This is a genomic window from Mucilaginibacter sp. 21P (genome assembly GCF_019331605.1).
Lineage (GTDB): Bacteria > Bacteroidota > Bacteroidia > Sphingobacteriales > Sphingobacteriaceae > Mucilaginibacter > Mucilaginibacter achroorhodeus.
On the sequence record NZ_CP063061.1, the window covers coordinates 1,149,008 to 1,172,813 of the forward strand.

General features: G+C 40.8%; 26 protein-coding genes. 12 read left to right on the plus strand and 14 right to left on the minus strand.

The window, feature by feature from the left end; genetic code table 11:
* Positions 1-4: 4 nt before the first annotated feature.
* The 3 genes from rpiA to INP83_RS05025 all read right to left on the minus strand — a co-directional run bounded on the left by rpiA (position 5) and on the right by INP83_RS05025 (position 3,635).
* Positions 5-694, minus strand: a complete 690-nt coding sequence (gene rpiA, locus INP83_RS05015) for a ribose 5-phosphate isomerase A (protein ID WP_219126540.1) — start codon at positions 692-694, stop codon at positions 5-7.
* A gap of 149 nt (positions 695-843) precedes the next feature.
* Positions 844-2,853: a transketolase gene (tkt, locus tag INP83_RS05020; protein ID WP_219126541.1), complete on the minus strand. Its 2,010-nt coding sequence runs from the start codon at positions 2,851-2,853 to the stop codon at positions 844-846.
* A 26-nt stretch (positions 2,854-2,879) separates the two neighbouring features.
* Positions 2,880-3,635: an ROK family protein gene (locus tag INP83_RS05025; protein ID WP_219126542.1), complete on the minus strand. Its 756-nt coding sequence runs from the start codon at positions 3,633-3,635 to the stop codon at positions 2,880-2,882.
* 243 nt (positions 3,636-3,878) lie between these two features.
* Here INP83_RS05025 and INP83_RS05030 point away from each other — a divergent pair, with 243 nt between their 5' ends.
* From INP83_RS05030 to INP83_RS05060, 7 genes are all read left to right on the plus strand, one after another.
* Positions 3,879-4,163: a hypothetical protein gene (locus tag INP83_RS05030; protein ID WP_219126543.1), complete on the plus strand. Its 285-nt coding sequence runs from the start codon at positions 3,879-3,881 to the stop codon at positions 4,161-4,163.
* A 232-nt stretch (positions 4,164-4,395) separates the two neighbouring features.
* A complete protein-coding gene (locus INP83_RS05035) occupies positions 4,396-4,686 on the plus strand; it encodes a hypothetical protein (protein ID WP_219126544.1) in 291 nt (96 codons plus the stop codon).
* A 9-nt stretch (positions 4,687-4,695) separates the two neighbouring features.
* Complete coding sequence (locus INP83_RS05040; RefSeq protein WP_219126545.1) at positions 4,696-6,534, plus strand: AAA family ATPase; 1,839 nt, start codon at positions 4,696-4,698, stop codon at positions 6,532-6,534.
* A gap of 232 nt (positions 6,535-6,766) precedes the next feature.
* Positions 6,767-7,213, plus strand: a complete 447-nt coding sequence (locus INP83_RS05045) for a hypothetical protein (RefSeq protein WP_219126546.1) — start codon at positions 6,767-6,769, stop codon at positions 7,211-7,213.
* On the plus strand, positions 7,210-8,166 hold the full coding sequence (locus INP83_RS05050) for an IS1595 family transposase (RefSeq protein ID WP_219126547.1): 957 nt from the start codon (positions 7,210-7,212) through the stop codon (positions 8,164-8,166). Before INP83_RS05045 ends, INP83_RS05050 begins: the two co-directional genes overlap by 4 nt.
* 2 nt (positions 8,167-8,168) lie before the next feature.
* On the plus strand, positions 8,169-8,375 hold the full coding sequence (locus INP83_RS05055) for a hypothetical protein (RefSeq protein ID WP_219126548.1): 207 nt from the start codon (positions 8,169-8,171) through the stop codon (positions 8,373-8,375).
* A gap of 95 nt (positions 8,376-8,470) precedes the next feature.
* Positions 8,471-8,767: a hypothetical protein gene (locus INP83_RS05060; protein WP_219126549.1), complete on the plus strand. Its 297-nt coding sequence runs from the start codon at positions 8,471-8,473 to the stop codon at positions 8,765-8,767.
* Here INP83_RS05060 and INP83_RS05065 read toward each other — a convergent pair.
* On the minus strand, positions 8,742-9,269 hold the full coding sequence (locus INP83_RS05065; protein WP_219126550.1) for a hypothetical protein: 528 nt from the start codon (positions 9,267-9,269) through the stop codon (positions 8,742-8,744). The two genes, INP83_RS05060 and INP83_RS05065, sit on opposite strands and share 26 nt — an antisense overlap.
* Positions 9,270-9,273: 4 nt before the next feature.
* Entirely contained in the window at positions 9,274-9,504 is a 231-nt protein-coding gene (locus INP83_RS05070; protein WP_219126551.1) for a helix-turn-helix domain-containing protein, read from the minus strand.
* A gap of 75 nt (positions 9,505-9,579) precedes the next feature.
* On the opposite strand from INP83_RS05070, the gene INP83_RS05075 reads away from it, so the two are divergent.
* The 4 genes from INP83_RS05075 to INP83_RS05090 all read left to right on the plus strand — a co-directional run bounded on the left by INP83_RS05075 (position 9,580) and on the right by INP83_RS05090 (position 12,543).
* The gene (locus INP83_RS05075; RefSeq protein WP_219126552.1) at positions 9,580-9,915 is read left to right on the plus strand and encodes a hypothetical protein; all 336 of its coding nucleotides are present in this window, start codon (positions 9,580-9,582) and stop codon (positions 9,913-9,915) included.
* Positions 9,916-10,133: 218 nt separating this feature from the next.
* Positions 10,134-10,397 (plus strand): hypothetical protein, encoded by a 264-nt coding sequence (locus tag INP83_RS05080; RefSeq protein WP_219126553.1) that lies wholly within the window; start codon positions 10,134-10,136, stop codon positions 10,395-10,397.
* Positions 10,398-10,429: 32 nt separating this feature from the next.
* Entirely contained in the window at positions 10,430-11,557 is a 1,128-nt protein-coding gene (locus tag INP83_RS05085) for a hypothetical protein (RefSeq protein ID WP_219126554.1), read from the plus strand.
* 209 nt (positions 11,558-11,766) lie between these two features.
* On the plus strand, positions 11,767-12,543 hold the full coding sequence (locus INP83_RS05090) for a DUF1835 domain-containing protein (RefSeq protein WP_219126555.1): 777 nt from the start codon (positions 11,767-11,769) through the stop codon (positions 12,541-12,543).
* On the opposite strand, the gene INP83_RS05095 is transcribed toward INP83_RS05090, so the two are convergent.
* Positions 12,540-14,516, minus strand: a complete 1,977-nt coding sequence (locus INP83_RS05095; protein WP_219126556.1) for a thiamine pyrophosphate-dependent enzyme — start codon at positions 14,514-14,516, stop codon at positions 12,540-12,542. The two genes, INP83_RS05090 and INP83_RS05095, sit on opposite strands and share 4 nt — an antisense overlap.
* A gap of 58 nt (positions 14,517-14,574) precedes the next feature.
* Here INP83_RS05095 and INP83_RS05100 point away from each other — a divergent pair, with 58 nt between their 5' ends.
* Positions 14,575-15,423 (plus strand): DUF4198 domain-containing protein, encoded by an 849-nt coding sequence (locus INP83_RS05100; RefSeq protein ID WP_219126557.1) that lies wholly within the window; start codon positions 14,575-14,577, stop codon positions 15,421-15,423.
* Here the strand turns inward: INP83_RS05100 and INP83_RS05105 are convergent.
* From INP83_RS05105 to INP83_RS05140, 8 genes are all read right to left on the minus strand, one after another.
* Complete coding sequence (locus INP83_RS05105) at positions 15,420-15,968, minus strand: dihydrofolate reductase family protein (RefSeq protein WP_219126558.1); 549 nt, start codon at positions 15,966-15,968, stop codon at positions 15,420-15,422. The genes INP83_RS05100 and INP83_RS05105 overlap by 4 nt on opposite strands.
* A 6-nt stretch (positions 15,969-15,974) precedes the next feature.
* Positions 15,975-17,360: a LutB/LldF family L-lactate oxidation iron-sulfur protein gene (locus INP83_RS05110; RefSeq protein WP_219126559.1), complete on the minus strand. Its 1,386-nt coding sequence runs from the start codon at positions 17,358-17,360 to the stop codon at positions 15,975-15,977.
* A 134-nt stretch (positions 17,361-17,494) separates the two neighbouring features.
* Entirely contained in the window at positions 17,495-19,075 is a 1,581-nt protein-coding gene (locus tag INP83_RS05115) for a M28 family peptidase (RefSeq protein ID WP_219126560.1), read from the minus strand.
* A 28-nt stretch (positions 19,076-19,103) separates the two neighbouring features.
* Entirely contained in the window at positions 19,104-19,538 is a 435-nt protein-coding gene (rpiB, locus tag INP83_RS05120; protein WP_146269219.1) for a ribose 5-phosphate isomerase B, read from the minus strand.
* Between the two features lie 249 nt (positions 19,539-19,787).
* Positions 19,788-20,648 carry a twin-arginine translocase subunit TatC gene (gene tatC / locus INP83_RS05125; protein ID WP_146269218.1) on the minus strand — a complete coding sequence of 287 codons (861 nt, stop codon included), beginning with the start codon at positions 20,646-20,648 and terminating at the stop codon, positions 19,788-19,790.
* A 73-nt stretch (positions 20,649-20,721) separates the two neighbouring features.
* Positions 20,722-22,056 carry an acetyl-CoA carboxylase biotin carboxylase subunit gene (accC, locus tag INP83_RS05130; protein WP_146269217.1) on the minus strand — a complete coding sequence of 445 codons (1,335 nt, stop codon included), beginning with the start codon at positions 22,054-22,056 and terminating at the stop codon, positions 20,722-20,724.
* A 116-nt stretch (positions 22,057-22,172) separates the two neighbouring features.
* Complete coding sequence (gene accB / locus INP83_RS05135) at positions 22,173-22,655, minus strand: acetyl-CoA carboxylase biotin carboxyl carrier protein (RefSeq protein ID WP_219126561.1); 483 nt, start codon at positions 22,653-22,655, stop codon at positions 22,173-22,175.
* A 156-nt stretch (positions 22,656-22,811) separates the two neighbouring features.
* Entirely contained in the window at positions 22,812-23,801 is a 990-nt protein-coding gene (locus INP83_RS05140) for a beta-ketoacyl-ACP synthase III (RefSeq protein WP_146269215.1), read from the minus strand.
* Positions 23,802-23,806 lie beyond the last annotated feature (5 nt).

The following is a 23,806-nucleotide window of genomic DNA, read 5'->3' on the forward strand; positions in this document are numbered from 1 at the left end:
AAACTCATGCTTTGATGATCTCTACCGGATAACCGATAAACAATCCGCTTTCTATCACACCGGTAATCGATTTTATATCACGCTCAAGTGTTTTGCTTACGTTATCAAAATGGCAGTCTAAAACCAGGTTATTGTTTTCAGTAATAATGGGGCCATCTTTGCCTTTTGCAGGGCGTAGCACAATGCTGGTAGCTCCCAGTTCTTCCAGTTTTTGCCCTACAGACACTAATGCCTGCGGAAAAACTTCAACCGGTACCGGGAAATGGGTACACAGTTTATCAACCATCTTAGAATCGTCTACAATGATGTAGCTCACCGGGCTTACACTGATCAACAATTTCTCTTTGAACATGGCGCCGCCACGGCCTTTTATAAGCCAATGATTTGGATCAACCTCATCCGCGCCGTCAAATAACCAGGTGGGTGTATGTTCGTAAAGGCTGGTGAGCGGGATACCCAGCTTACTGCAGAACATGGAGATCTCCAGCGAGGTAGGGATAGCTTTGATATTTAATTTTTCGGTCTTGAGGCGTTCTGCAATGGCAAGTAAAGCCATGTAAACGGTAGAACCGGAACCAACACCAAGTATATCGCCATCCTTAACCTTTTGGGCAATCTGGCGCGCTACTTTTTGTTTAGCCTCCGGGTTGATGATCTCAGAAGACCACTGGAGCCGTTCAATTAAACTATCCATACTGGTATCAAGTAGTAAGTATCAGGTAGTAAGACAGAACGCCTTTACTTCATACTTACATCTTTTTTATAAATGATATTAGGTAGAGAGCATCAAGTAGCAAGAAGATGGACAGTACGTCTAAATACTTGCTACTTGATACTATGGTATTAGCTTAAAAGCGCTTTCGCTTTCGCTACAACATTATCAACAGTGAAGCCGAAATGTTTGTAAAGGTCATCAGCCGGTGCCGATTCACCAAAGGTTGTCATGCACAAGGTGTCGCCCTCATCGGTAGTGTATTTGTGCCAGCCTTGTGGCGAAGCCATCTCAACAGCTAAGCGCTTTCTGCTTGCTTTTGGCAATACGCTTTCTTTATATGCTGCATCCTGGGCCTCAAATAGCTCCCATGATGGCATACTTACTACGCGGGTTGAGATACCTTCTGCTTCCAGTTTTTCCTGTGCCTGTAAAACCAATGCAACTTCCGACCCGGTTGCTAATAATAATAAATCAGGGTTGCCGCTTTCTTTAGAAACTACATAAGCGCCTTTCTCAAGATTAGATGCCTTAGCAAATTTATCCTGGTCAAGGATAGGCAATGCCTGGCGGGTGAATACCAATACAGTTGGGCCACCTTTTTTCTCTACGGCAACTTTCCATGCGTAAGAGGTTTCGTTGGCATCAGCCGGACGGATAACCGTTACGTTAGGAATAGCACGCAGAGATGCCAAATGCTCTACGGGTTGGTGGGTAGTACCATCTTCGCCTAAGCCGATACTATCGTGCGTATACACAAATACTGGACTGATTTTCATGATAGCCGCTAAACGGATAGGAGGGCGCATGTAATCTGCAAACTGCAGGAACGTTGCACCAAAAGGTATCAAACCTTTTGTAAGCGACATACCATTCAATGCAGAACCCATGGCGTGCTCGCGGATACCAAAGTGGAAGTTGCGGCCTGCACGGTTTTCTGAAGTGAACGAAAATTCTTCTTTAAGATTAGTTTCTGTTGATGGCGCCAGGTCGGCCGCGCCGCCTAATAGGTTAGGCAGTGCACTTGCAATAGCGTTTAATACCTTACCTGATGCCTGGCGGGTAGCCATTTTAGGGTCAGATGCTTTAAAGGTTGGCAATTTATCAGCCCAGCCTTGAGGAAGATCGCCTTTAAAGGCAGTTTCAAACTCGGCTGCCAATTCAGGATATTTCTCTTTGTATTTAGCAAAAAGTTCATTCCATTTTTCTTCTTTCTTAACGCCGCGCTCACCTTTTTCACGATAGTATTTCAATACCTCATCAGGTACATTGAATGATTTTTCAGGATCAAAGCCAAAAAATTCTTTTACCAGTTTCACTTCATCGGTACCAAGCGGTGAACCGTGTGAGCCTGCAGTGCCAGATTTGTTAGGGCTGCCATAAGCGATCAATGAACGTACACGGATCAAAGAAGGTTTTTGAGACTCTGCCTTAGCGTTTATCAAGGCCAGTTCTAACGCGTGGGTATCATTAACATCATTAACCTCCTGTACATGCCATCCGTAAGCACGGAAACGGGCGCTTACATCCTCGTTAAAAGCAATATCAGTGCTGCCTTCAATAGAGATGTGGTTATCATCGTACAGATAGATCAAATTACCTAACTCCAGGTGACCGGCTAAAGAAGCAGCCTCAGAAGTTACGCCTTCCATCATATCGCCATCGCTTACGATAGAGTAAATATGGTAGTTAAAAAGATCAAACCCCGGTTTGTTATAACGGGCTGCCAGGTGTTTTTGTCCAATTGCAAAACCAACACCGTTTGCAAAGCCCTGGCCAAGAGGGCCTGTAGTTACGTCAACGCCCGGTGCCAAACCATACTCCGGGTGCCCGGCAGTTTTGCTGTTTAACTGACGGAACTGTTTGATGTCATCTAATGAAAGATCGTACCCGGTTAAATACAAGAAGCTGTATTGCAGGATACATGCATGGCCTGCTGAAAGGATAAACCTGTCGCGGTTAACAAAATCAGGGTTATGCGGGTTATAGTTTAAAAACTTGGTCCACAATACATGGCCCATTGGGGCCAAAGCCATTGCCGTACCTGGGTGGCCCGAGTTTGCTTTCTGTACTGCATCTGCCGATAAAATCCTTACGGTGTCTATCGCTAATTTTTCAAGTTTTTCGTTCGGTTTTTCCATTGTTGTAAGTAAAAAAGATAGCGTAATTATTTTGTTGGGGTTGCCATTGCAACGTGTGTAACCGGATGTTTATCCTCCTGCCACAATCTCGCCCCGCCTTTTATTCCGTCGGCATTGGTAACAATTTTCATGTTCTTATCCAGCTTAAAATCAAGCAGGTCTGAATTACCGCCGCCTATATATAAATAGTCGTAATTGAATACAGTTTTTAATATTTGAAAAACTTTGCGAATACGGCGGTTCCATTTTTTCTCACCTATCTCGTCAAGCGCACGGTCGCCAATATATTCGTCATAGTCACGGCCTTTTGAAACCGGGTGATGTGATACCTCCAGGTGAGGCAAAAGGTGCCCATCCATCAGTAAAGCAGTACCAAAGCCTGTACCCAGTGTAATAACCATCTCAAGACCTTTGCCTTTCACAACGCCAAGTCCCTGCATGTCAGCATCATTCACCACCTGCGTATCCTGGCCAAGCTCTTCGGTAAGGCGTTTTCTAAAATCAACATCAGCCCAAAAATCAGTGCCTAAATTAGGTGCTGTTTTAACAATACCGTTGCGCACATAGCCCGGGAAACCCACAGATACGCGATCATAAGGAGGGTAATTTTTTACGAGGGTTTTAATTGCCTTAATGATATTATCGGGGTTGGCCGGTTTGGGGGTGGCAATCTTCTGGTAATCCATTGTAAGGTCGCCCTTGCTGTCTAATATGGTTGCCTTAACGCTTGAACCGCCAATATCTATTGAAAGTATCCTTAATTGGGGAGGTGTTGTTTTCATTTACCCGGTAATATTAAGATGTTATAATGTGGTATTCGCTGTAAATATCACATAATTATATAAAAAACAATACTAAACAGCCATATTATTAAACGCCAAATAAAGCGGAATTGCCTTACAGTTATGTAATCTCTATGTTACTTTATTGATTATTTTTAGTTTAGTATATTAAACGTCATAACGGATGCTATTCTAAGTGTTTTAAAAAATAACTACCTTAGAATTTGTAACCTAAAATATCTGATGAACTTATCGCAAAAGCAATCAATTTTAAATTCTATTGAGTCAATTTTAAGGTTTGATTTTGATCAATTTATAATTGATAACAATCCCTCTGGTAACGTAGATGAAATTCAATTTGGTGATTACTCTGTTCAGGAATTTAAGAAAAACTATCTTAAGGTTTTTAAACAATTACAGGCAGAATTAGAGTCCGGATTAGGGCTAATGCTACCTAACCAAGAAAATTTTAATAACGAATTTTCGTCGGTTACATTAGACATCGAAACAGCAAATTTTGGTAATTAATGACAACAGTGACCAAGAAGAGATTAGTATGAATCGATGCTAAACGAAGATTCTTATACATATCTATTTTGTTAGAAAGAATCTTGCGTCAGTTACGTGATGCAGCCATTACTCGCAAAAATGTAATCCGTGTTAGAGATTGGTTTTGATTTATAAATAGTAAATTATAAATTTATAAATCAAGTTGGATATGATGACCATATTTAACAATTAACTAAATCTAAACCTTACTATGATTACCTTACTTACTAAAGCAATTCAATCCCAATTTTTAATAGAATTTGAATATGATGGCGGCATCCGGGTTGTAGAACCACATTGCCACGGATTATCTTTAAAAGGAAACCATGTATTAAGAGCTTATCAAGTCGATGGTTATTCATCTACCGGAGCTTATGGATGGAAACTGTACGATATATCTAAAGTCACGACCATAATTATCAGAGAAGATATATTTCCATCAGTTAGAACTGGATACTCAAAAGGTGATAAAGGAATGATTAGTATTTATTGTGAGTTATAACAGATTAAAATGATACTGGAAGAATTTTCCTTGGAAGGGTATAGGTGTTTTTTTAATCCCACGATTATACCATTTCACAATTTAACTGTCTTAATAGGGGAAAATGATAGTGGCAAATCAACTGTACTCAAAGGACTAAATCTATTTTTAAGTAAATTCAATCAGCAGGATGATGATTTTTACAATTTAGGTGACGTAATTTCTGAGACATTTACCCTTTCGGGAAAGTTTAAAATCGACGTTAATGACGCTTCGGAAGTTTTAAAACCTTTTATTATAGATGAATTTGTAGAGTTTAAAAAAGTATATACAAAAGCTCAGGCTTTTCGTTGCTATTCTAATAAGAAAGTACTCGAAGATGATGAATTAGAGAATTATCTATCCCTAAATGCTAATGAAACGCGTGATTTACTAAATCGACTCGGTTTGCCATCAAAAGCAAATCAAGAAGAACGAAGGGCAGAAGTGAAGGCTTATCTTGATGGAAAGTGGGAGGAATTGCCAAAAAAAATATCTGAAGTCGAAGTCAACTTTAACACAATTAGTCAATTTTTACCCTACTTCCAGTACTATGGAAGCCACGATTATGGTAATCCGCAATTGTTAGTTAAAAAGACACTTGAGAATATAATTAGAAGTAGATTTTACGATGAAAATAATGAACTGAAATCATCTGCAATTCGAAATATCAGGGGAGGCTTACTTCAAAAGTTGAATTCAAGCATTGAACAAAATCTATTATCTAAAATTCAGAAATATAATTCTAAGATAAAAAAAATCCAAGGTAGGATAGATATCGACTTTACTCAAGGTTTAAGTTTTCAAGGTCTTGAACTTGACGAAGGTCAAGGCTTTAAATTGGTTGACCAAAAAGGCGAGGGGTCAAAAAAAAGGTTATTCCTTTCTATATTGGAGTGGGATAAAGAAATTCAAATTAACAATCAACAGAATCGCCCTGTTATAAGAGCATATGACGAACCAGATTTGAATCTCCATTATGAGGCGCAACGGAAGATGTTTTATGCAATTTCAGAAGTGGTGAATAACGTCCACTCAAATGTGCAAGCAGTTATTGCTACTCACTCTTTAACAATGATTGACAGAGCACCTTCCCATGCTATAAATCACATAATACAAACTGAAGGAATATCAACGGTGCAATTTCTTCAAACGAACGGAGATGCAGACATTAAAGCTTTTTTAAATCAAATAGCAATTATTGGAGGAATTAAAAACAGCAGTATCTTTTATGAAAAATGCTTTTTGATTGTTGAAGGCGACAGTGAAGAAGCCAGTATAGGTAAAATTTATAAAAAGCTATATAACCGGACTTTATCTGAAGATGGTATTGTATTGATAAACCTTCAGACTAATGGAGCTTGGTACAATTTTTTAAAGCTACTGAGAAATAACAAAAAGCATTGCACAGTTATGCTATTAGACACTGACACACAAAATGCAGAATGTGGTGCATCTGTTACGGTTGCCAAGTTAAATGAGCTTGGATTTGATGCTGACTTTTTAAACAATCAAGTATTTTTTGCAGGCGTGCAAGAGTTTGAAGATTTATACCCTGACAGAAGAATTAGAGATGTTTTTAATTATTTATACCCTAAACCTACAAAGCGTAAATGGACTTTACGAGACATTGAAAAGATAAGAGTTGACTATCAAAAAATTTCTAAAGGATTCAAGGACGAGACACTGAAATACATTAAACATCACAAAACTTCATATAAGAAACCGGAATTTGCTATGAGAATGGTTGAAATAATGACCGCTCAAGAAATACAAGCTATTCCGGTGCTAAGTAATTTATTCATTAAAATTGAAAATATTTTAAAATAAAACCTTTAGTGCTCTCGTAACTGAAATCAATGGTTTTCTAATTCACCAGATTGCACCTTGTATTGTTAGGCTTTTGCTCGGTCAGTTATTTATAATTAATTTTTTTGCCATTTGATATATCAAACTTACTGACAGTGAGTGGGTTTGATACATCAAATTTCATAGAAGTAGAATTTGAAAAAAGTGTAAAACAAATCCACTTTAAAGTGTTTTATGCGACCAAATTTTACGCATGAAACAAAAAATTATAACAAAAGTCAAAGAGGCGCTGTTCCGCCTACATTCTGACGTCAGACCTTACTACGAAATCCTTAAGCTCATTGAGGACATAAGACCTGATACCGAAACCCTACAACATTCTAAAGCCAAAAGGAAATATGAAAGAGGTACGATAACTTTAGACGAATTATCACCAGTTACACGGCGAGTTCGCAATTCCGGGGAAAATTTACAAACCCGCGTACTTAGCGCGATAACTGAACTCGGTCGGTTTGTAAGATTGGGGGAAATATTGGAAAAAATAAAAATTGAAGATGTCAATTTCTCAGCAAGTATATCTCCTGCTCTGACTCAACTTAAACAATTAGGTACTATCAAGAACTATAAGCCGACAGGTAATAGGAAGCTGACTTATTGGGGGCTTACTGAATGGGAATGGAAGGATGAATCTAAAGCATGAGCACTTTTACTGAGTTTACCGGGTTATACAGCCTAATAGAATACTTCAAAGATGAAAAAACCTGCCACCAATATATCGCTGAAAAACGATGGAACGGTTTGATGTTATGCCCGCACGTTATGTGTGATGGAGAAGAAGCTTATGTATTTAAGGACGGGGTGAGATATAAATGCAAATCCTGTTATAGAATCTATACTGCAAAAACGCGGACAATATTTGAACATTCCAAGTTGCCCTTAAAATTATGGTTCATTGCTATGTATCACGTGATGTATGATAAGGGTATTAGTAGCATACAATTCTCGAAGAACTACCACATATGTCAGAAAACAGCATGGATACTTCTTCAAAAAATCAGAACTGTCTTAGCTAAAATACCTCACGACACAACGTTGGAAGGAGTTGTTGAGATTGATGAAGCCTATATCGGAGGAAAGAACGGGAACCGACATCACCATAAAAAAACAAAGGTTATAAAGGATAATGAAGACCGAGAGTTTCAAGACAAAACAACCGTTCTCGGTTTAATGGAACGCGGTACCGGGTTTGTTAAAACTTTTATAGTTGACAATCGTCAAAAATCAACGCTAACGAAAGCAATCTACAAAACGGTACTCCCCGGCTCAACGATAATGACCGATGAATGGCGTGGATACAACGATGTAATTCATCATTACAACAGGCTTGTTGTCAATCACAAAAGCCGTCAATACGTTAAAGGCGACATTCACACAAATACTCTGGAAGGATACTGGACTATCTTAAAGCGTATGATTAAAGGAAGACATCATTGGGTTTCAAAACGGCATCTGAGTAGATATTTAGCAGAAAGTGCCTATCGCTATAATAGTCGGCTTAAAAATGTAGGCAGCAAGTTCGATGAATTTATAAACGGGTGCTCTAAAGTGATAATTCGCGTTAAACAATTAATGGGTATAGGTTTAGCTATTTAAGTATGAAAGATATCGAAACGGTCTCTCTGAGAGAGTTAGAGCACGGGTATTTTATGGACTTAGTTTACGATTATATGAAACGTAATGACGTGTTGACATTTGATTTTCACTACGATAAACGACATCCAGAAGAAAGCGGCGAAATTTTAGTTTATGACCCGCACAGTGATTGCGGGAATAGTAAGCAAATATTTATTCAGATTGAATAATCGCTTTTAGCCACTACAACGCTTGTGCAACTTAATGTTTTTGATTTGATTTTTGGGCTTTACTTAAAATCTTTTGTATCATATTTTTAACAAATATGAAATTCAAAGAAATACATCCTGAGGTAACTTTAGATAGTAAAGCATTCTTAAAACAAAAGAAACTTTATAATACTTTAATCAAAGATTTAAAGAAAGCTGTGGTCAAGTACAACGTCAAAAGCAATGATGGTTATGGCGCGTCGTTAATTAGTTACAACGATTTAGTTGAATTTTCGAAGCTTGGGAACATACATGATGCCAAAACTTTTTACCAACAAATAGACAATTTTTGGAAAATGAATATTGCTCTTACATATCGATTAGCACCTATTCCTCTCGAAGACTTGCTCTAATTCGATTATTTGCATCGGTCAATAGGTAAACTCCGTTTTCCTCAGTTATCAATAGTGGTGCGTTATCTAACTGAGATTCCAGGAAGAATTTATGCTCCAATTCGATAATTCGATATTGGGAATATGGCGTATCTGAAATAATCAATGTATCGTTTTTAAAAACATAAGATATGTTAGAATCTACCTCCCGGAATTTCTTTACTAAGAAAACCTCTTTCAGCCTAATGAGCGGCAGCGCATAACCTATGCTATCAATTATTTTTTTCAACTTGACTGTTTTAGGTTCGAGAGCATTTTGCAAGTTTCGCAAGGCATGGAGTTGTTCAATATACTTTTCCATTTGTTCGGCGTTATCAAAATAGAGTAAAACATCATCATTTGTGCCTCCTCTAAACCCCTTTTCAGGTGCAGGTATCCCATAGGATTCAAAATCTGTGGTAGCCAAGGAATAAAACGGTTCAGTTTTTTCTTGAGAAGAAATGCTAACTTCATTTAACTGCATAATGTTACTTTTCTAAAAGTTTGCTTGGTTCAATTTCCAGTGCCTTTGCTATCAAATAAATCATGCTTACTGAAGTGTTTATTTCAGCTAATTCTATCCGCGCAATCTGGCTGTAGCTCACGCCCACTAAATCAGCGAGTACCGTCTGACTGATATTAGCTTTAAGTCTGTACTTACGCACATTTGTAGCCAACATTTCTATAGCCAGTGGTTCAACTATATGGGTTTTTGCCATCTAAGCAAATCTCCACATACCTGTTTTTGGATATATAGCATAAATGCTATATAATTGTATTAATTATCATTTATTATGAACCAAGACCCATATCAGAGTTTTAAAAAAGGCATCAAAGATGATGTGAAGAATGCGGCAATGGGCTTTTATCTTATAAGTGGATTAGCCTTGCTTGGCATTGTTCTCTTCTCCATTTTGCTTAATGCAATAAAGAGTAAGACAATGGATAGTAGTCTGCGTCTGTGGCTGATAGTTGGAGTAGTTGTAATCGCATTATTGATGATTTTAAGTAAATCTTTGCGAACGCGAATTATGCAAGGTTGGCTGATTTTACTAATCGGGATACCAATATGTTTTGTGCTTTTTATAGTTGGTTATTTACTGTATACAGTTATCGCAAATCCCCTCTGATTCTTATGAGTGAATATAAATCTGAATTTTTAGTGATAGAGGAAACATCTAACGGAAGATTTATAGCAGCGTTAGAAAACGCGTCGGGGCAAGGATTTATGGTTGTGTCTTCTAATATAACTCCGTCTCAATTCGTAGGAGAGATTATATATTATGCTTTAATGAGCAAGAAATCACATAGGAGCGAATTAAGAGAAATTCCGGTTTTAAAACTTTGAATGTTAAGTGTTTTAGTATTTTTGCTTTATAAATATAAAGCTATGCTACCATTAGACATCATCAAGAAAGCCTTCAAAAGTACAAAGCACAAAATTACCTCGAATAATTCAAAGGTTGTTAAGTTCACAATAGCCTCAGGATTGGATTTTAATAAAACACAACAGGAAATCTTTAATGGGGTGGTTTTATTAAAGCCAGAATTAAACACAGAAATTAAAATAATAGTTGAGCAATTAAATACAGCAGAGATGACTATAAAATAGATTTAAGCTGTTAGTAAATCTTATTTCTCTTCTTGGTTACCGTTGTCATTAATTACCCAAATTTTAATAGCTATCTCCAAAATTTTGTCAATCGAAATTATGCAGCCGAAATCTTAAAAAGATTTATTTATTATCAAATAAGGCAAGGCTTTTGGAATAAATCTGTCGTAAAACAACATAATGTTGATGTTGAAAAGCTAAATGAGGCACAGGAAGAACTAATACTCGTCCAAAAAAGTCTAAGTGAAAACCTACAAGCTTTTGAATCTTTAAAAAAGCAGATTAATGATCGACTAAATGAGTTAACGTCGATCTATGAAGAGAAAAATACACAGAGTAATGAGATAACAGGTTTTAGGGAAACTGCGAATTTAGATTCAAGTTCTATTACTACTTTATTAACAAGCGCAACAAGCAAAGAGAGAGAAATTTCTGGATTTGTAGGAACCATTAAAAGCAAAGTCAATGATGTCGAATCTGACATATCAAATTACCAAGATGCCTTTGAAAATATAAAAAAGCAGAACAAAGATTTAAGTGATCAATTAACCCAAAACTTAGATGATGCAATTGAGAATCTCAAAACCGCTAAAGAGGGAAATGAATATATAACCAATCAAAAAGAAACCATTAGTAAATTAATTGGTTTGGCAGCAGATGGGTCATTAGGATATAAATTTGATAGCAGAAAGTCAGAATTACAAAAAGGGATAAAGTTTTTTTGGCGATGGGCGGTGCCAATTAGTGTCTTAATTGCATTAATTTGGGTAGTCGTCGTTTTTACAAAACTAAGTGCCCATTTAGGAAATGAATGGATTAATCTACTTGTCAACGTAGTCAAGACAGCACCAGCATGGATTTTAGTAGGGTTTGTTTTTTCACAATACGGTAAGGAGCGAAATTTACAAGAAGAATATGCGTTTAAATCGGCTATCGCTATGACGTTGACATCCTATTCCCAGATGTTATCGGAAAATGACGCGAGTGACAAGAAAGCAAAATCTTCAAAACAAGAGATGCTTTTGAAATCAATCGAAAATTTATACACTCAACCAATTTTGAAAAATGATAAAAGTGAAAACATTAAACTACTGAATTCGAAAGAACTTGTGGATTCACTCAAGGCCCTCGCTGATATGTTAAAAAGTATGAAAAATTAGTCGCCTTTGTTTTAAGGAAACAAAATACTTACATCATTAAATTATGATTTCCAGTTTTAAAAAAGTATTGTTCAATGAAGCAAGAATAATTTTGGCTATCAGGTTCATGTAAAGGCTATTTATCAGTAATGTTTAAATTAAACAAATGGAAAAGATACGATGTTAGCAATACATTAAGTTAAGCAAATGCCGTTACCTATCTAAAAATCATGAGCAACATTCTGCACATTCTAAACGGCGATGCCACCCTGCATGGTTTTGAGCGCACCGGTATTGATGGTGACGTACTGGTTTGGCGCGAAGTTCTATCGGAAGGGCCATTGTTGGAGAACATCAATTCTGCTGGTTTTTGGAACAACCGAGCGACTTGGATAGGTGAGAATTTCGGCGAAACTGCTGAAGACTATCAACAAAAAGTAATTGAACCATTGTCTAAACTAAGTGCCGATTATGAGGAAATAGATCTTTGGTTTGAGTTTGACCTCCATTGCCAGGTAAATATGCTGGGTGTTATGATGATGCTTTCGCAACATACTGATCTTAACGAGCGGAGCATTTACCTGATATGCCCGGACAGCTTTCCTAACAAACACGACTTTCGCGGCATGGGCGAACTGACTGGCGACGAGATGGAATACCTGTACGATACTATCCGCGTGCAGCTAAGCGCTTACGATTTTGAACTCGCCACCGAAGCCTGGGATGTTTATATTGCCAGAGATGCCACCCTGTTACAAAACTGGCTGGCAGCAGAACGTTTCTGGGGTAACCTGCATTCGCTGCAAGCAGCGCTGAATGCCCATCTCAAACGCTTGCACACCGACGCAAACGGGCATAATTATATTGAGCAGAAATTATTGGAGATATATAATCGTGGTATTAAAGACCGCCCATCTATTCACCAGCAATTTTGGAAAGCCGAACCTATTTATGGAATGGGGGATAGCGAGCTGAATGGTTATTTAGATAAGTTGGGGATAGGCTAAAACTTAATTAGCTTTTCCATCATCTCTTCCAATCTCGCTTTAGCCAGAAACTGGTCTTCCAATGCTTTGTTCATTGGTATAGCTGTATCAAGGCTGGCGCATCGCATTACCGGTGCATCAAGATATTTAAATAAATGTTCGCCAATGTAAGCGGCAATTTCACCGCCAAAGCCGCTGGTTAGCGTATCTTCATGCAATACCATCACCTTAGAGGTTTTCTTAACGGTTTTTTCTACTGCTGCTTTGTCCCATGGCTGCAAGCTGCGAAGATCAATGATCTCGATAGATTGATCGGGGTGGTTATCGACATACTCAATTGCCCAATGTACACCCAAGCCATACGTGATGATGCTTGCCTTGGTTCCTTCTCGTATAACACGGGCTTTGCCTATTTCCACAAAATAATCGTCGTCCGGCACGTTGCCGCTAATGCTGCGGTAAAGGGCCTTATGTTCAAAATACATTACCGGGTTAGGGTCGTTAATAGCGGCCATCAATAAACCTTTGGCATCATCAGGAAAGGCCGGGTAAACTACCTTTAATCCCGGCGTTTTAGTGAACCAGGCCTCGTTGCTTTGGGAGTGGAAAGGGCCTGCACCGCTACCCGCCCCCGTTGGCATCCTTATCACTGTATCAACGGTTTGGCCCCACCGGTAATAGGTTTTGGCAAGGTTATTTACTATCTGGTTAAAGCCGCAGCTCACAAAATCGGCAAACTGCATCTCCACCACCGATTTATAACCATTAATAGCCAACCCCATCGCCGTACCAACAACGCCCGATTCGCAAATAGGAGTGTTGCGCACGCGGTCTTTGCCAAATTCGTCAACAAAACCCTGTGTTATCTTAAAGGCCCCGCCATACTCGGCTATATCCTGACCCATTATCACCAGGTTTTGGTGAGCTTGCATACTAAAACGCAAAGCATCAGATATGGCATCAATATAGCGTTTATCCTTGCTTGTTTCTGACGGTACGTGCCGTGGTGTATTAAACAGCCGGTACATTGCCTGCTCTTCTGTTTGCACGTGGGGTATAATATCAGGCTCGTTAAATACCTTTTCAATTTCGGTATCTATGAGCGATGTAAATTCATTTCTAAGATATGGTACCCACTCGGGCCTTAACACCTGTTCATCCAGCAGGAATTTTTCAAAGCAATCCAATGGATCTTTCTGCTTCCATTGTTCGATTAAGTGTGGTGGTACGTATTTTACACCTGATGCTTCCTCGTGCCCGCGCATACGGAATGTCATGCATTCGATGAGTACCGGGCGGGGATTCTCCCTTATCTCACGCGCCAGTTCACTAATGGTTTGATAAACTTCCAATACGTTGTTGCCATCAATGCGGCGGCCCTCTATGCCATAGCCTACAGCCCTATCGGCCAAAGTTGCGCAACGGTACTGTTCGTTTGTTGGGGTAGATAGCCCGTAGCCGTTATTCTCTATCAGGAATATAACCGGTAAATCCCACACGGCGGCAATGTTCAGCGCCTCGTGAAAATCGCCTTCGCTGGTTGCCCCTTCGCCTGTAAAAACAAGCGTGACCTTTTTCTCTTTTTTTAATTTATGGGCAAGTGCAATACCATCGGCCAGAGCCATTTGCGGGCCAAGGTGCGATATCATGCCAATGATCTTATGTTCCTGCGTGCCAAAATGGAAAGAGCGGTCGCGGCCTTTTGTAAAACCTGATGCCTTACCCTGCCATTGCGCCATCAGGCGCGATATTGGGATATTGCGCGATGTAAATACACCCAGGTTACGGTGCATAGGCAAAATATACTCGTCAGCATCAAGCGCAAGCGTGGCGCCAACGGAGATAGCTTCCTGACCGATACCCGAAAACCATTTGCCAATACGGCCTTGGCGAAGCAGTATCAGCATTTTCTCTTCAACCAGCCGGGGCAATAACAGTTTCTTGTAAAACGTTATTAGTCCGTCGTTATCTATATTTTTCCGGTCAAAAATCATTACGTAAAGCTAAGAAGTTTTTAAAACTTTGTATGTTTGAACAATTCACTATTTCGCTATGAAGCAACTGTACGTTAGGTCCCTTTTATTTTTTGCCCTTATTGCACTGGTAAGCTTTGTGCCTGATCATTTTCTGGTGCCAGAGCATTTCTTTCTTAAAAAAGGCGACACTATAAATTTGCACCTGGTGTTAGGTGAAAACCTGGCCGGCGAAAGTGAAGTCCCCTACACGGCAAAACAAACTACCAAATTTGCTATATATGAAGGCAAAAAGGTTACTGACCTTACCAAAGTGACAAAAGATAACAGCAAGCCTTTGTTGAAGTATAAAGTTGAGAATAACGGCCCCGTGCTTATTGCTTTAAATAATAACGAGCTTAACGAGATACCACGAGAAGACTTTCTGGCATTTTTAACCGAACAAGGTTATGATGATATTGCTGATAAGCTTAAAAACAGCAACGCTTTAAATTTTACTGAAAAGTATAACCGTTATATTAAAACCCTGCTTACCGTTGGTGATGCAGGCGGTAGTGAGCATAGTAAGGTAATAGGCGATGATTTTGAGATAGTATTAAAACAAAACCCATACAAGCTTAATTACGGTGAAGACCTTACCGCAACCGTAACATTTAAAGGCAAGCGTTACGATGGCCCGGTTTGGTTGTATATTAAAGCTTCATCAGGGAATATCTATCCGCAAAAACTGGCTACAGATGGTGCAGGTCGGGTTTATATGAATATCAGTCGCGAGGGTGTATACATGCTGCGTGCTACCAAGTTTGAGGCGTCGAAAGGAAAAGATGCAGATTATGAATCATGGGTGGCCAGCTACATCTTCTCATTCCGCAACCATGATGACGAACCAAATACCTATAAAGAGTTTGGCTTTGGTGATAAGCATTAAAGCAGCGGCAGGGTCTCAGGATTAAACCAGGGCTTCAGTTCATACCTTACTTGTAACAGGCCTGAATCGTATGCCTTGCTTTCCAATAAGTTGAGTTGTACCCGGCTTTTGATCTCCTGGAAAAGCGCTTTACCTTCACCCAGTACAATAGGGTGGATAGCCATTAACAATTCGCTTACCAAACGCTTTTGCATAAATATGGATATCAGTTCGGCGCCGCCGAAAAGCCAGATATCACCGCCTTCAGCATTTAAAATGGCGTCGACTTTGGCATCAAAATCATCGCGACTGATCACCTTGAATTTTTCATTTTCTTCAGGCTCCAGGCTATCTGAAAAAACGTAGATATTGGGAACCGGGAACATGTCCAGATCATTGCGGATGATCTCAAAGCTTTTGCGGCCAATAAACAGTGTATCCGTGTTGGCGTAAAAGGCTTCCATGCCATAATCCTGGTCGTTAAAACACCAGTCGTACTCGCCGTTTGGGCCTTCAATAAACCCATCGAGGCTCACGGCAACATTCATGATCACTTTTCTTCTCATAAAATCTTATTGCTGCGGGCGCTGACCCTCTTTCCATTGCTGACTAAAAGATTTTTCGGCAACCTTTGGCATTTCTTTGTAATGTCCCCATGATTTTTTGAAGAAGGTACGAAGCATCCAGTTTTTCAGTTTACCACCAAAGAAGTCGGTAAGTTTGCGTTTAAGCATACCTTTGGTCCATGCCTGCCAGCCCAGTTTTTCTACTACCGGTGCCAGCCCTTCCTTAACCGAATCGCGGCGGTTTAGCAGCAGCATTTTGTGTATGTCGATCTTAACCGGGCACACTTCGGTACATTTACCACAAAGGCTCGATGCAAAGCTGAGGTGCTTAAACTCCTGCATACCCCTTAAATGCGGGGCGATAACCGAACCAATTGGGCCACCGTAAGTATAATCATAAGTATGGCCGCCAATGTTTTGGAAAACAGGGCAAACGTTTAAACATGCGCCACATCGAATGCAGTATAAGCCCTGCCGCTGCTCTTTTTGAGCGAGCAAATTAGTGCGGCCATTATCAAGCAAAACAACATACATTTCTTCCGGGCCATCGGTTTCGTTAGCCTGGCGTGGGCCGCTCAATATGGTATTATAAACGGTAAGATTTTGGCCGGTACCATGGGTAGCCAGCATTGGCCAAAAAGTGTCCAGGTCTGCAATTGATGGTATCATTTTTTCGATACCCACAACGGCAATGTGTATTTTGGGGAAGCTTGTAGTTAAGCGCGCATTACCCTCGTTCTCGCTGATGGCGATACTGCCTGTATCGGCAATTAAAAAATTAGCACCTGATATGCCTACGTCTGCCTGCAAATATTTGCTGCGCAATATCTCGCGGGCTTTTTGGGTAAGCTGCTCTGGTGTGCTATCTATAGGGCTGCCAAATTTTTCATTAAAAAGTTTGGCTATGTCCTCTTTAGATAAGTGCATGGCAGGGGTAACCATGTGGTAGGGCTCCTGGCCCAGCAGTTGCACAATATATTCCCCAAGGTCGCTTTCAAGGGCTTCAATACCATGTTCTTCTAAAGCCGCGTTGAGGTGTATCTCCTCGGTAGCCATAGATTTTGATTTGATAACCGTTTTTGCGCCTGCCTTTTGAATAATATCCAGGATCTCTTTGCGGGCTTCTTCGGCATCATTGGCCCATATTACCTTACCACCGCGTTTTTGGAAGTTCGATTCAAACTCCGGTAAAAACTTATCCAGGTTTTCCATCACCCGCCATTTGATGGTGTGGCCTTTCTTTTTGGAGTGGTCCAGGTTGGCTAAGCGGGATTTGCCTTTTATGAAAGACACATCATACTTATCAATGTTGTTATTGATAATGCGCCTGTGTTCTGTTTCAAAGGCTTTTTGCTCTGATGCTACCAAAAAATCTTCTGCCGTGCTTGCCATGTATGCGAAAGTAAGTAAACCTGATAAAAGTTTTATGATATGTTAAAAATACAACAAGGACAGGTTAAACAAATAAGGGATATAAACAAAAAGAGCGGCCCAAGGGTCGCTCTTTTGTTTTAAACAGGTACTATTTATCTTGTGCCTTTTGCGGCGTCGGCTTTGTCAACAACCGGGCGGGCATCACGGTTAGCCAGTTCCCAACCGGTGTAAAAGGCCAGTTGCGCACGTTTAGCTAATAGCGGGAAGTTGATCTTACTTACTTCATCGCCAAGGCCGTGGTAATCTGCGTGTACACCGTTAAAGTAGAATATAATTGGCACGTTGTAACGGGCAAAGTTGTAATGATCTGAGCGGTAGTAGAAGCGGTTTGGATCGTTAGGATCATCATATTTGTAATCCAGCTTCATTTTGGTGTATGTGTTGTTAGCTGCCTCGCCAATTTTATGCAGATCAGAGCTTAGCATGTTTGAGCCGATAGAATATACGTAGTTAGCAGAATCCGGTTTGCCAACGTATTCTTCACCAACACGGCCGATCATGTCAATGTTTAGATCGGCAATAGTGTTAGCCAACGGGAAAACAGGATGATCTGTGTAATACTCAGAACCTAATAAGCCTTTCTCCTCACCAACGTTGCCTAAGAACAAAACGCTGCGGCGCGGGCCTTTGCCGTCTTTCTTAGCTTGAGAAAAAGCACGTGCGATCTCCAGGATACCAGTGGTTCCTGAGCCATCGTCATCAGCACCGTTGTAAACCTTATCAGTAGCACCAGGCTTGGTATTTAAGCCGATATGGTCATAATGTGCAGAAAATACCAAAACCTCATCTTTAAGTTTTGGATCGCTGCCCGGCATAAAGCCTAATACGTCTACAGCTTTTACATCTGTCTTGGTTGAACTTATGGTTACATCTGCAGTACTTTTTACAGCCTGAGATTGTTTTGCAGTAGCTGCAGCCTCTTTAAGTTGGGCAAACGTTTTGCCACTTGGTTTTAAAGCTGCATCAGCAACCGGCCCTGTTACAATAAATAATGGAGCAGTGGTAGCTTTAGCAGCCGCGTCATCCCCTTTTTTAAGTGAAAGCTGACCGGCACCACTTGGATTTACACCGTTAAAGCGTGCAAGTACAGCGCTAACGCCTTCATTTGCAGCCAATATCAATGCAGGCTTTTGCTCTTGTATAGCTTTAACAATAGCACGGCGCCCTTCAGTCATGCGGTAACTGGTGTTGGCGGGTTTGCCTGCTTCAGGTTTGTCTTCGTTTATCCAAAGTACCACTTTGCCTGCCAGGTTTAGGCCGGCTAATTCTTCCGGTGTACCAAAACCAACAAATGCAACTTCGGTAGCATTTACCTTGGCATCAGCAGCACCCTGGAAAACAAAATCCTTCCAGTTCATGAAGCTTTGGCCGTTGATGGTTAAGGCGCTAACATTAACAGTGTTTTGCGTAAGCGGAACATCTAAAAAGTAAGAGCCTTTTACAGGAGCCTGCAGGCCTAATCTTTTAAATTCGGCTGCAATGTAATTAGCAGCCATTTCGGCACCGCGTTTGCCTGTCTCGCGGCCTTCATACTCATCTGATGCCAGTATGCTCAGGTGTTTTTTTGCATCGGCAGGGGTAATTAGATTACCGTACTTAACCGCTGTTGGGTTTTGTGCACATGCCGATGCCGTTATAGCAACGCCGGCTACCCATAATGATACTTTTTTCATTGTTTATTTTAAATAATAGGTCAGTTTGTTAGCAGCTTATTTTGTCAACCCGCCTTGCGTGGCGGCCACCCTCAAATTCTTCGGTAAGGAAGGTCTCGATCGTTTTCTTAACCTCTTCAAGGCTCATGTGCCTGGCAGGCAGGCAAAGTACGTTCGCATTGTTGTGGGTGCGTGCGGGTATGGCAACATCCTGTTTCCAGCATAAGGCAGCGCGTATGCCCTGGTGTTTGTTAGCTGTCATAGCTACGCCATTGGCGCTACCGCAAAGCAGGATGCCAAAATCAGCTTCTCCTTTTTCAACTGCGGTGGCAACAAGGTGTGCAAAGTCAGGATAGTCGGCAGAGTCAGAAGAGTAGGTTCCGTAATCTTTAAAAGAAATGTTATCAAACATGCCCAAGATGGCTTGTTTGTAATCGAACCCGGCATGGTCTGCACCAATGGCTATCTTTAACCCATTTTTCATCAGCTCAAATTTAAAGTTTAAATGCGTAGCCGAAGGTAAAGATTTTGTTGGAAAAGGGGCGTGTGTGCGGAGGATAATATGAAATGAGAAAAGATGCATCTGCTGCTTTGTGGTCTTGGCTTGTTGAAGACCTGTATCAGCGATAAGTGTTTCAATAGGCTGACCGTAACAACCCTATAAAGCAAATGCCGGATAACGAAGCTTACTTCATTATCCGGCATTAAATTCTTTATTGGATATTGCCAAGGCTTATTCGCCTGCGACTTCCCTGGCTAATTTGCGTTTTTCGACTACACCTGCTACCACTATACCAACTTCGTAAAGCACAAATAGCGGTATACTTACAACGGTCATGGTAAGCATATCGGGCGTTGGCGTAATTACTGCCGCGATGATAAGGATAATAACAATTGCATAACGACGGCCGCTACGCATATATTTTGGCGTTAAAATACCCAAGCTCGATAAAATATAAACCAAGATTGGCAGTTGGAAAACCGCACCGCTCGCCAGTGTCAAAGTAGCCACCGAAGAAATGTATGAATCAATAGAGAACCAATTCGTGATTTCGGGGCTGATGGTGTAGCTGGCAAGGAAGTTAACCGACATGGGGGTGATGATGTAATACCCGAACATGATACCGATAACGAAAAGTGTGGTAGCATAAAATACAAACCCTCCTGCTGCTTTGCGCTCTTTTTCGTGTAATGCCGGCTTAATAAAGCGCCATACCTCCCAAAGCAAATAAGGGAACCCTAATACCATGCCTATCATCAATGCTGAATTGATCTGTAACGTGAACTGGCCTGCCATCTCGTTATTCATCAATTTAACAGGTATTTCATGTACACAGAAGCCATCACGATGCAAAGCATCTCCCAACTTACAAAGCATCCGGTAGGTCCAGAAAGTTGGCTTTGCGGGGCCCATGATAATTTGGGAAAATATGAAATCGTAGTAGTAGAACGCAACGCCCATGAAGATACAAACTGCAATGGCAGACCTAACAAGGTGCCAGCGCAATTCTTCAAGGTGGTCAAAGAACGACATTTCGGCCTCCATGTTCTGGCCTTTTTCCTTAATTGCTTTTATTAATTTGTTATCGCTCATTTGCATGTATCCCCACCTTTAACGTGGGGATATTATTTACGTTGTATACTACTAAAAAGATTTTTTGAGCCTGTTAAAACTCAAAGGTTTCCATAAACTTGGTTGTAAAGTTACCCGCACGGAAGTTAGGATCTTTTAACAACTTTAAGTGGAATGGAATGGTAGTTTTAATACCTTCAATCACAAACTCGCTTAACGCACGCTCCATGGTTGATAGTGCTTCCTCACGGGTTTGTGCTACACAGATAACTTTCGCTATCATCGAATCGTAGTTTGGCGGAATCACATAACCACTGTAAACGTGGGTATCTATACGTACGCCATGGCCACCCGGCGAGTGGAAGTTTGTTATTTTACCCGGCGAAGGGCGGAAACCGTTTGCAGGGTCTTCGGCGTTAATGCGGCACTCAATAGCACACATTGTTGGCTCATAGTTTTTACCTGAGATAGGGATACCAGCAGCAACTTTGATCTGCTCCTTTATAAGGTCAAAGTTGATAACCTCTTCGGTTACCGGGTGTTCTACCTGAATACGGGTGTTCATCTCCATGAAGTAGAAGTTGCGGTTCTTATCAACCAAAAATTCTACTGTACCTGCACCCTCATACTTAACGGCTTTGGCACCTTTTATGGCGGCCTCACCCATTTTTTTACGAAGTTTTTCGGTCATGAACGGAGATGGTGCCTCTTCAACCAATTTCTGGTGACGGCGTTGTATTGAGCAATCACGTTCTGATAGGTGGCAAACTTTACCGTACTGGTCACCTACTACCTGTATCTCAATGTGGCGTGGGTCTTCTACGTACTTTTCAAGATAAAGGCCATCATTGCCGAATGCTGCGCCGGACTCAGCTCGTGCGCTGTCCCAGGCTGCTTCAAATTCTTCGTCTTTCCAAACTACGCGCATACCACGGCCACCACCACCGGCAGTAGCTTTAAGTATAACAGGGTAACCTATTTTTTTAGCAATGCTGATACCTTGTTTAACATCAGTTAACAAACCTTCTGAACCAGGAATGGTTGGTACACCAGCCTTTTTCATGGTTTCTTTAGCAGATGATTTATCACCCATGGCATTGATCTGGTCGGCAGTTGCGCCGATAAACTTAATGCCGTACTCAGCACAAATAGCAGAGAATTTTGCATTCTCAGACAAGAAACCATAACCCGGATGTATTGCATCGGCGTTGGTTAATTCTGCTGCTGAAATGATATTGGGGATATTTAGGTAAGAGTCGCGGCTTATTGGCGGGCCGATACATACAGCTTCATCAGCAAAACGCACATGAAGGCTGTCACGATCAGCGGTTGAGTATACAGCTACGGTTTTGATGCCCATTTCCTTACAGGTGCGAATAATACGCAAGGCAATTTCACCACGGTTAGCTATTAATATTTTTTTAAACATGATTCTAATTTGAAAATTTGAAAATGTGTTTATTTGAAAATTCTTTGATCTTCAAAGTATAAGCAGTTGGTTTGAGGCTGACATTGTCAAATCTTCAAATCAACTAATTTTCAAATTTACTTAGGTTCAACTAAAAATAACGGCTGGTCGTATTCAACCGGAGAAGCGTTCTCAACCAATACTTTAACAATACGGCCTGATACTTCAGATTCAATCTCGTTGAATAATTTCATCGCTTCGATGATACAAACTACTTTACCTGCGCTTATTTCGTCGCCAACGTTAGCAAAACTTGGTTTATCCGGCGATGATGAACGGTAGAAAGTACCGATCATCGGCGATTTAATGGTAATGTAATTGCCGGTATCTGCTGCTGCAGGCTCTGGTGCTTCAGTTGCTGCCGTTGCCGCAGGTAAACTTACAGGCTGTGGTGCAGGTGCCGCTGCCAACGGTGCCTGTGCAGGTACTGTGGCATTTACATAAGTAGGTGCCTCATTGGTTTTTATAGTGATTTTAAAATTTTCCTGCTCGATAGAAACTTCATTAACGCCTGATTTTGATACGAAGCGTATTAGATCCTGAATTTGTTTAATATCCATAGTAGCGATAATTGGTTTGGATAAAATTAGTTATTTAAATGTGCAATGTGCAAATATGCAGATGTGCAGGTGATTTTTACTTATTTATTGTTAACATGAAGTATTTCAAGATGTTTTGAAATGCAGTTTGCATCTTTCCACACCCAAAGCACTATGTTAGTACGCCCACTTTAAAAAGATAGAACCCCAGGTAAAGCCGCCACCAAAAGCCGCTAATATAAGGTTATCGCCTTTTTTAAATTTGCTTTCCCATTCCCACAGGCACAAAGGTATGGTACCATTGGTAGTGTTGCCGTAGCGTTCTATATTAACGATAACCTTTTCAGGTGTTAAGCCTATACGGTTGGCGGTAGCATCGATAATACGCTTGTTAGCCTGGTGCGGTACCAGCCATGCAATATCATCACCGCTCAGGTTGTTACGCTCCAGCACTTCGGCAGCAACATCAGCCATGTTGGTTACAGCAAATTTAAAAACCGCTTGCCCTTCCTGGTATGCATAATGTTCTTTAGCATCAACAGTTTGATGGGTAGCAGGATGCAAAGAACCGCCTGCTTTCTGGAAAAGTAACTGAGCACCGGCACCATCACTTTTCATTACGGTGTCAATAATGCCATAACCCTCTGTATTGGGCTCAAGTAAGGCACAGCCACAACCATCCCCAAAAATGATACAGGTTGCCCTGTCCTGGTAATTAATGATAGATGACATTTTATCGCCGCCTACGATCAATACTTTTTTATGCTTGCCGCTCTCAATGAACTGGGCGCCGGTAGTTAAGCCAAATATAAAGCCTGAACATGCTGCCTGCAGATCATACCCCCAGGCGTTTTTTGCACCTATTTTGTGGGCAAGTACGTTGGCAGTTGCCGGGAAAGGCATATCAGGTGTGGTAGTACAAAATATGATCAGATCGATCTCTTCGGCAGATATGCCGCGTTTTTTCAGGAGGCCTTCAACAGCAGGTACTGCCATATCAGAAGTAGCAAGGCCTTCGCCTTTTAATATCCTTCGCTCCTTTATACCGGTACGGGTGGTTATCCACTCATCGTTGGTCTCCACCATCGTTTCCAGCTCGTGGTTGGTTAAAACGTAGTCTGGTACGTAACCGTTAACGGCGGTGATAGCAGCAGTAATTTTGCTCATTCTGT

What these genes read in the sequence shown, in the direction of transcription:
- tatC (WP_146269218.1), bottom strand. Translation starts at nt 20,648, where the DNA reads ATGAGCGATAACAAATTAATAAAAGCAATTAAGGAAAAAGGCCAGAAC.
- rpiA (WP_219126540.1), bottom strand. Translation starts at nt 694, where the DNA reads ATGGATAGTTTAATTGAACGGCTCCAGTGGTCTTCTGAGATCATCAAC.
- INP83_RS05105 (WP_219126558.1), bottom strand. Translation starts at nt 15,968, where the DNA reads ATGAGAAGAAAAGTGATCATGAATGTTGCCGTGAGCCTCGATGGGTTT.
- INP83_RS05095 (WP_219126556.1), bottom strand. Translation starts at nt 14,516, where the DNA reads ATGATTTTTGACCGGAAAAATATAGATAACGACGGACTAATAACGTTT.
- rpiB (WP_146269219.1), bottom strand. Translation starts at nt 19,538, where the DNA reads ATGAAAAATGGGTTAAAGATAGCCATTGGTGCAGACCATGCCGGGTTC.
- INP83_RS05055 (WP_219126548.1), top strand. Translation starts at nt 8,169, where the DNA reads ATGAAAGATATCGAAACGGTCTCTCTGAGAGAGTTAGAGCACGGGTAT.
- INP83_RS05060 (WP_219126549.1), top strand. Translation starts at nt 8,471, where the DNA reads ATGAAATTCAAAGAAATACATCCTGAGGTAACTTTAGATAGTAAAGCA.
- INP83_RS05040 (WP_219126545.1), top strand. Translation starts at nt 4,696, where the DNA reads ATGATACTGGAAGAATTTTCCTTGGAAGGGTATAGGTGTTTTTTTAAT.
- INP83_RS05090 (WP_219126555.1), top strand. Translation starts at nt 11,767, where the DNA reads ATGAGCAACATTCTGCACATTCTAAACGGCGATGCCACCCTGCATGGT.
- tkt (WP_219126541.1), bottom strand. Translation starts at nt 2,853, where the DNA reads ATGGAAAAACCGAACGAAAAACTTGAAAAATTAGCGATAGACACCGTA.
- INP83_RS05100 (WP_219126557.1), top strand. Translation starts at nt 14,575, where the DNA reads ATGAAGCAACTGTACGTTAGGTCCCTTTTATTTTTTGCCCTTATTGCA.
- INP83_RS05080 (WP_219126553.1), top strand. Translation starts at nt 10,134, where the DNA reads ATGTTAAGTGTTTTAGTATTTTTGCTTTATAAATATAAAGCTATGCTA.
- INP83_RS05065 (WP_219126550.1), bottom strand. Translation starts at nt 9,269, where the DNA reads ATGCAGTTAAATGAAGTTAGCATTTCTTCTCAAGAAAAAACTGAACCG.
- INP83_RS05050 (WP_219126547.1), top strand. Translation starts at nt 7,210, where the DNA reads ATGAGCACTTTTACTGAGTTTACCGGGTTATACAGCCTAATAGAATAC.
- INP83_RS05030 (WP_219126543.1), top strand. Translation starts at nt 3,879, where the DNA reads ATGAACTTATCGCAAAAGCAATCAATTTTAAATTCTATTGAGTCAATT.
- accB (WP_219126561.1), bottom strand. Translation starts at nt 22,655, where the DNA reads ATGGATATTAAACAAATTCAGGATCTAATACGCTTCGTATCAAAATCA.
- INP83_RS05025 (WP_219126542.1), bottom strand. Translation starts at nt 3,635, where the DNA reads ATGAAAACAACACCTCCCCAATTAAGGATACTTTCAATAGATATTGGC.
- INP83_RS05110 (WP_219126559.1), bottom strand. Translation starts at nt 17,360, where the DNA reads ATGGCAAGCACGGCAGAAGATTTTTTGGTAGCATCAGAGCAAAAAGCC.
- INP83_RS05115 (WP_219126560.1), bottom strand. Translation starts at nt 19,075, where the DNA reads ATGAAAAAAGTATCATTATGGGTAGCCGGCGTTGCTATAACGGCATCG.
- INP83_RS05045 (WP_219126546.1), top strand. Translation starts at nt 6,767, where the DNA reads ATGAAACAAAAAATTATAACAAAAGTCAAAGAGGCGCTGTTCCGCCTA.
- INP83_RS05140 (WP_146269215.1), bottom strand. Translation starts at nt 23,801, where the DNA reads ATGAGCAAAATTACTGCTGCTATCACCGCCGTTAACGGTTACGTACCA.
- INP83_RS05070 (WP_219126551.1), bottom strand. Translation starts at nt 9,504, where the DNA reads ATGGCAAAAACCCATATAGTTGAACCACTGGCTATAGAAATGTTGGCT.
- accC (WP_146269217.1), bottom strand. Translation starts at nt 22,056, where the DNA reads ATGTTTAAAAAAATATTAATAGCTAACCGTGGTGAAATTGCCTTGCGT.
- INP83_RS05035 (WP_219126544.1), top strand. Translation starts at nt 4,396, where the DNA reads ATGATTACCTTACTTACTAAAGCAATTCAATCCCAATTTTTAATAGAA.
- INP83_RS05075 (WP_219126552.1), top strand. Translation starts at nt 9,580, where the DNA reads ATGAACCAAGACCCATATCAGAGTTTTAAAAAAGGCATCAAAGATGAT.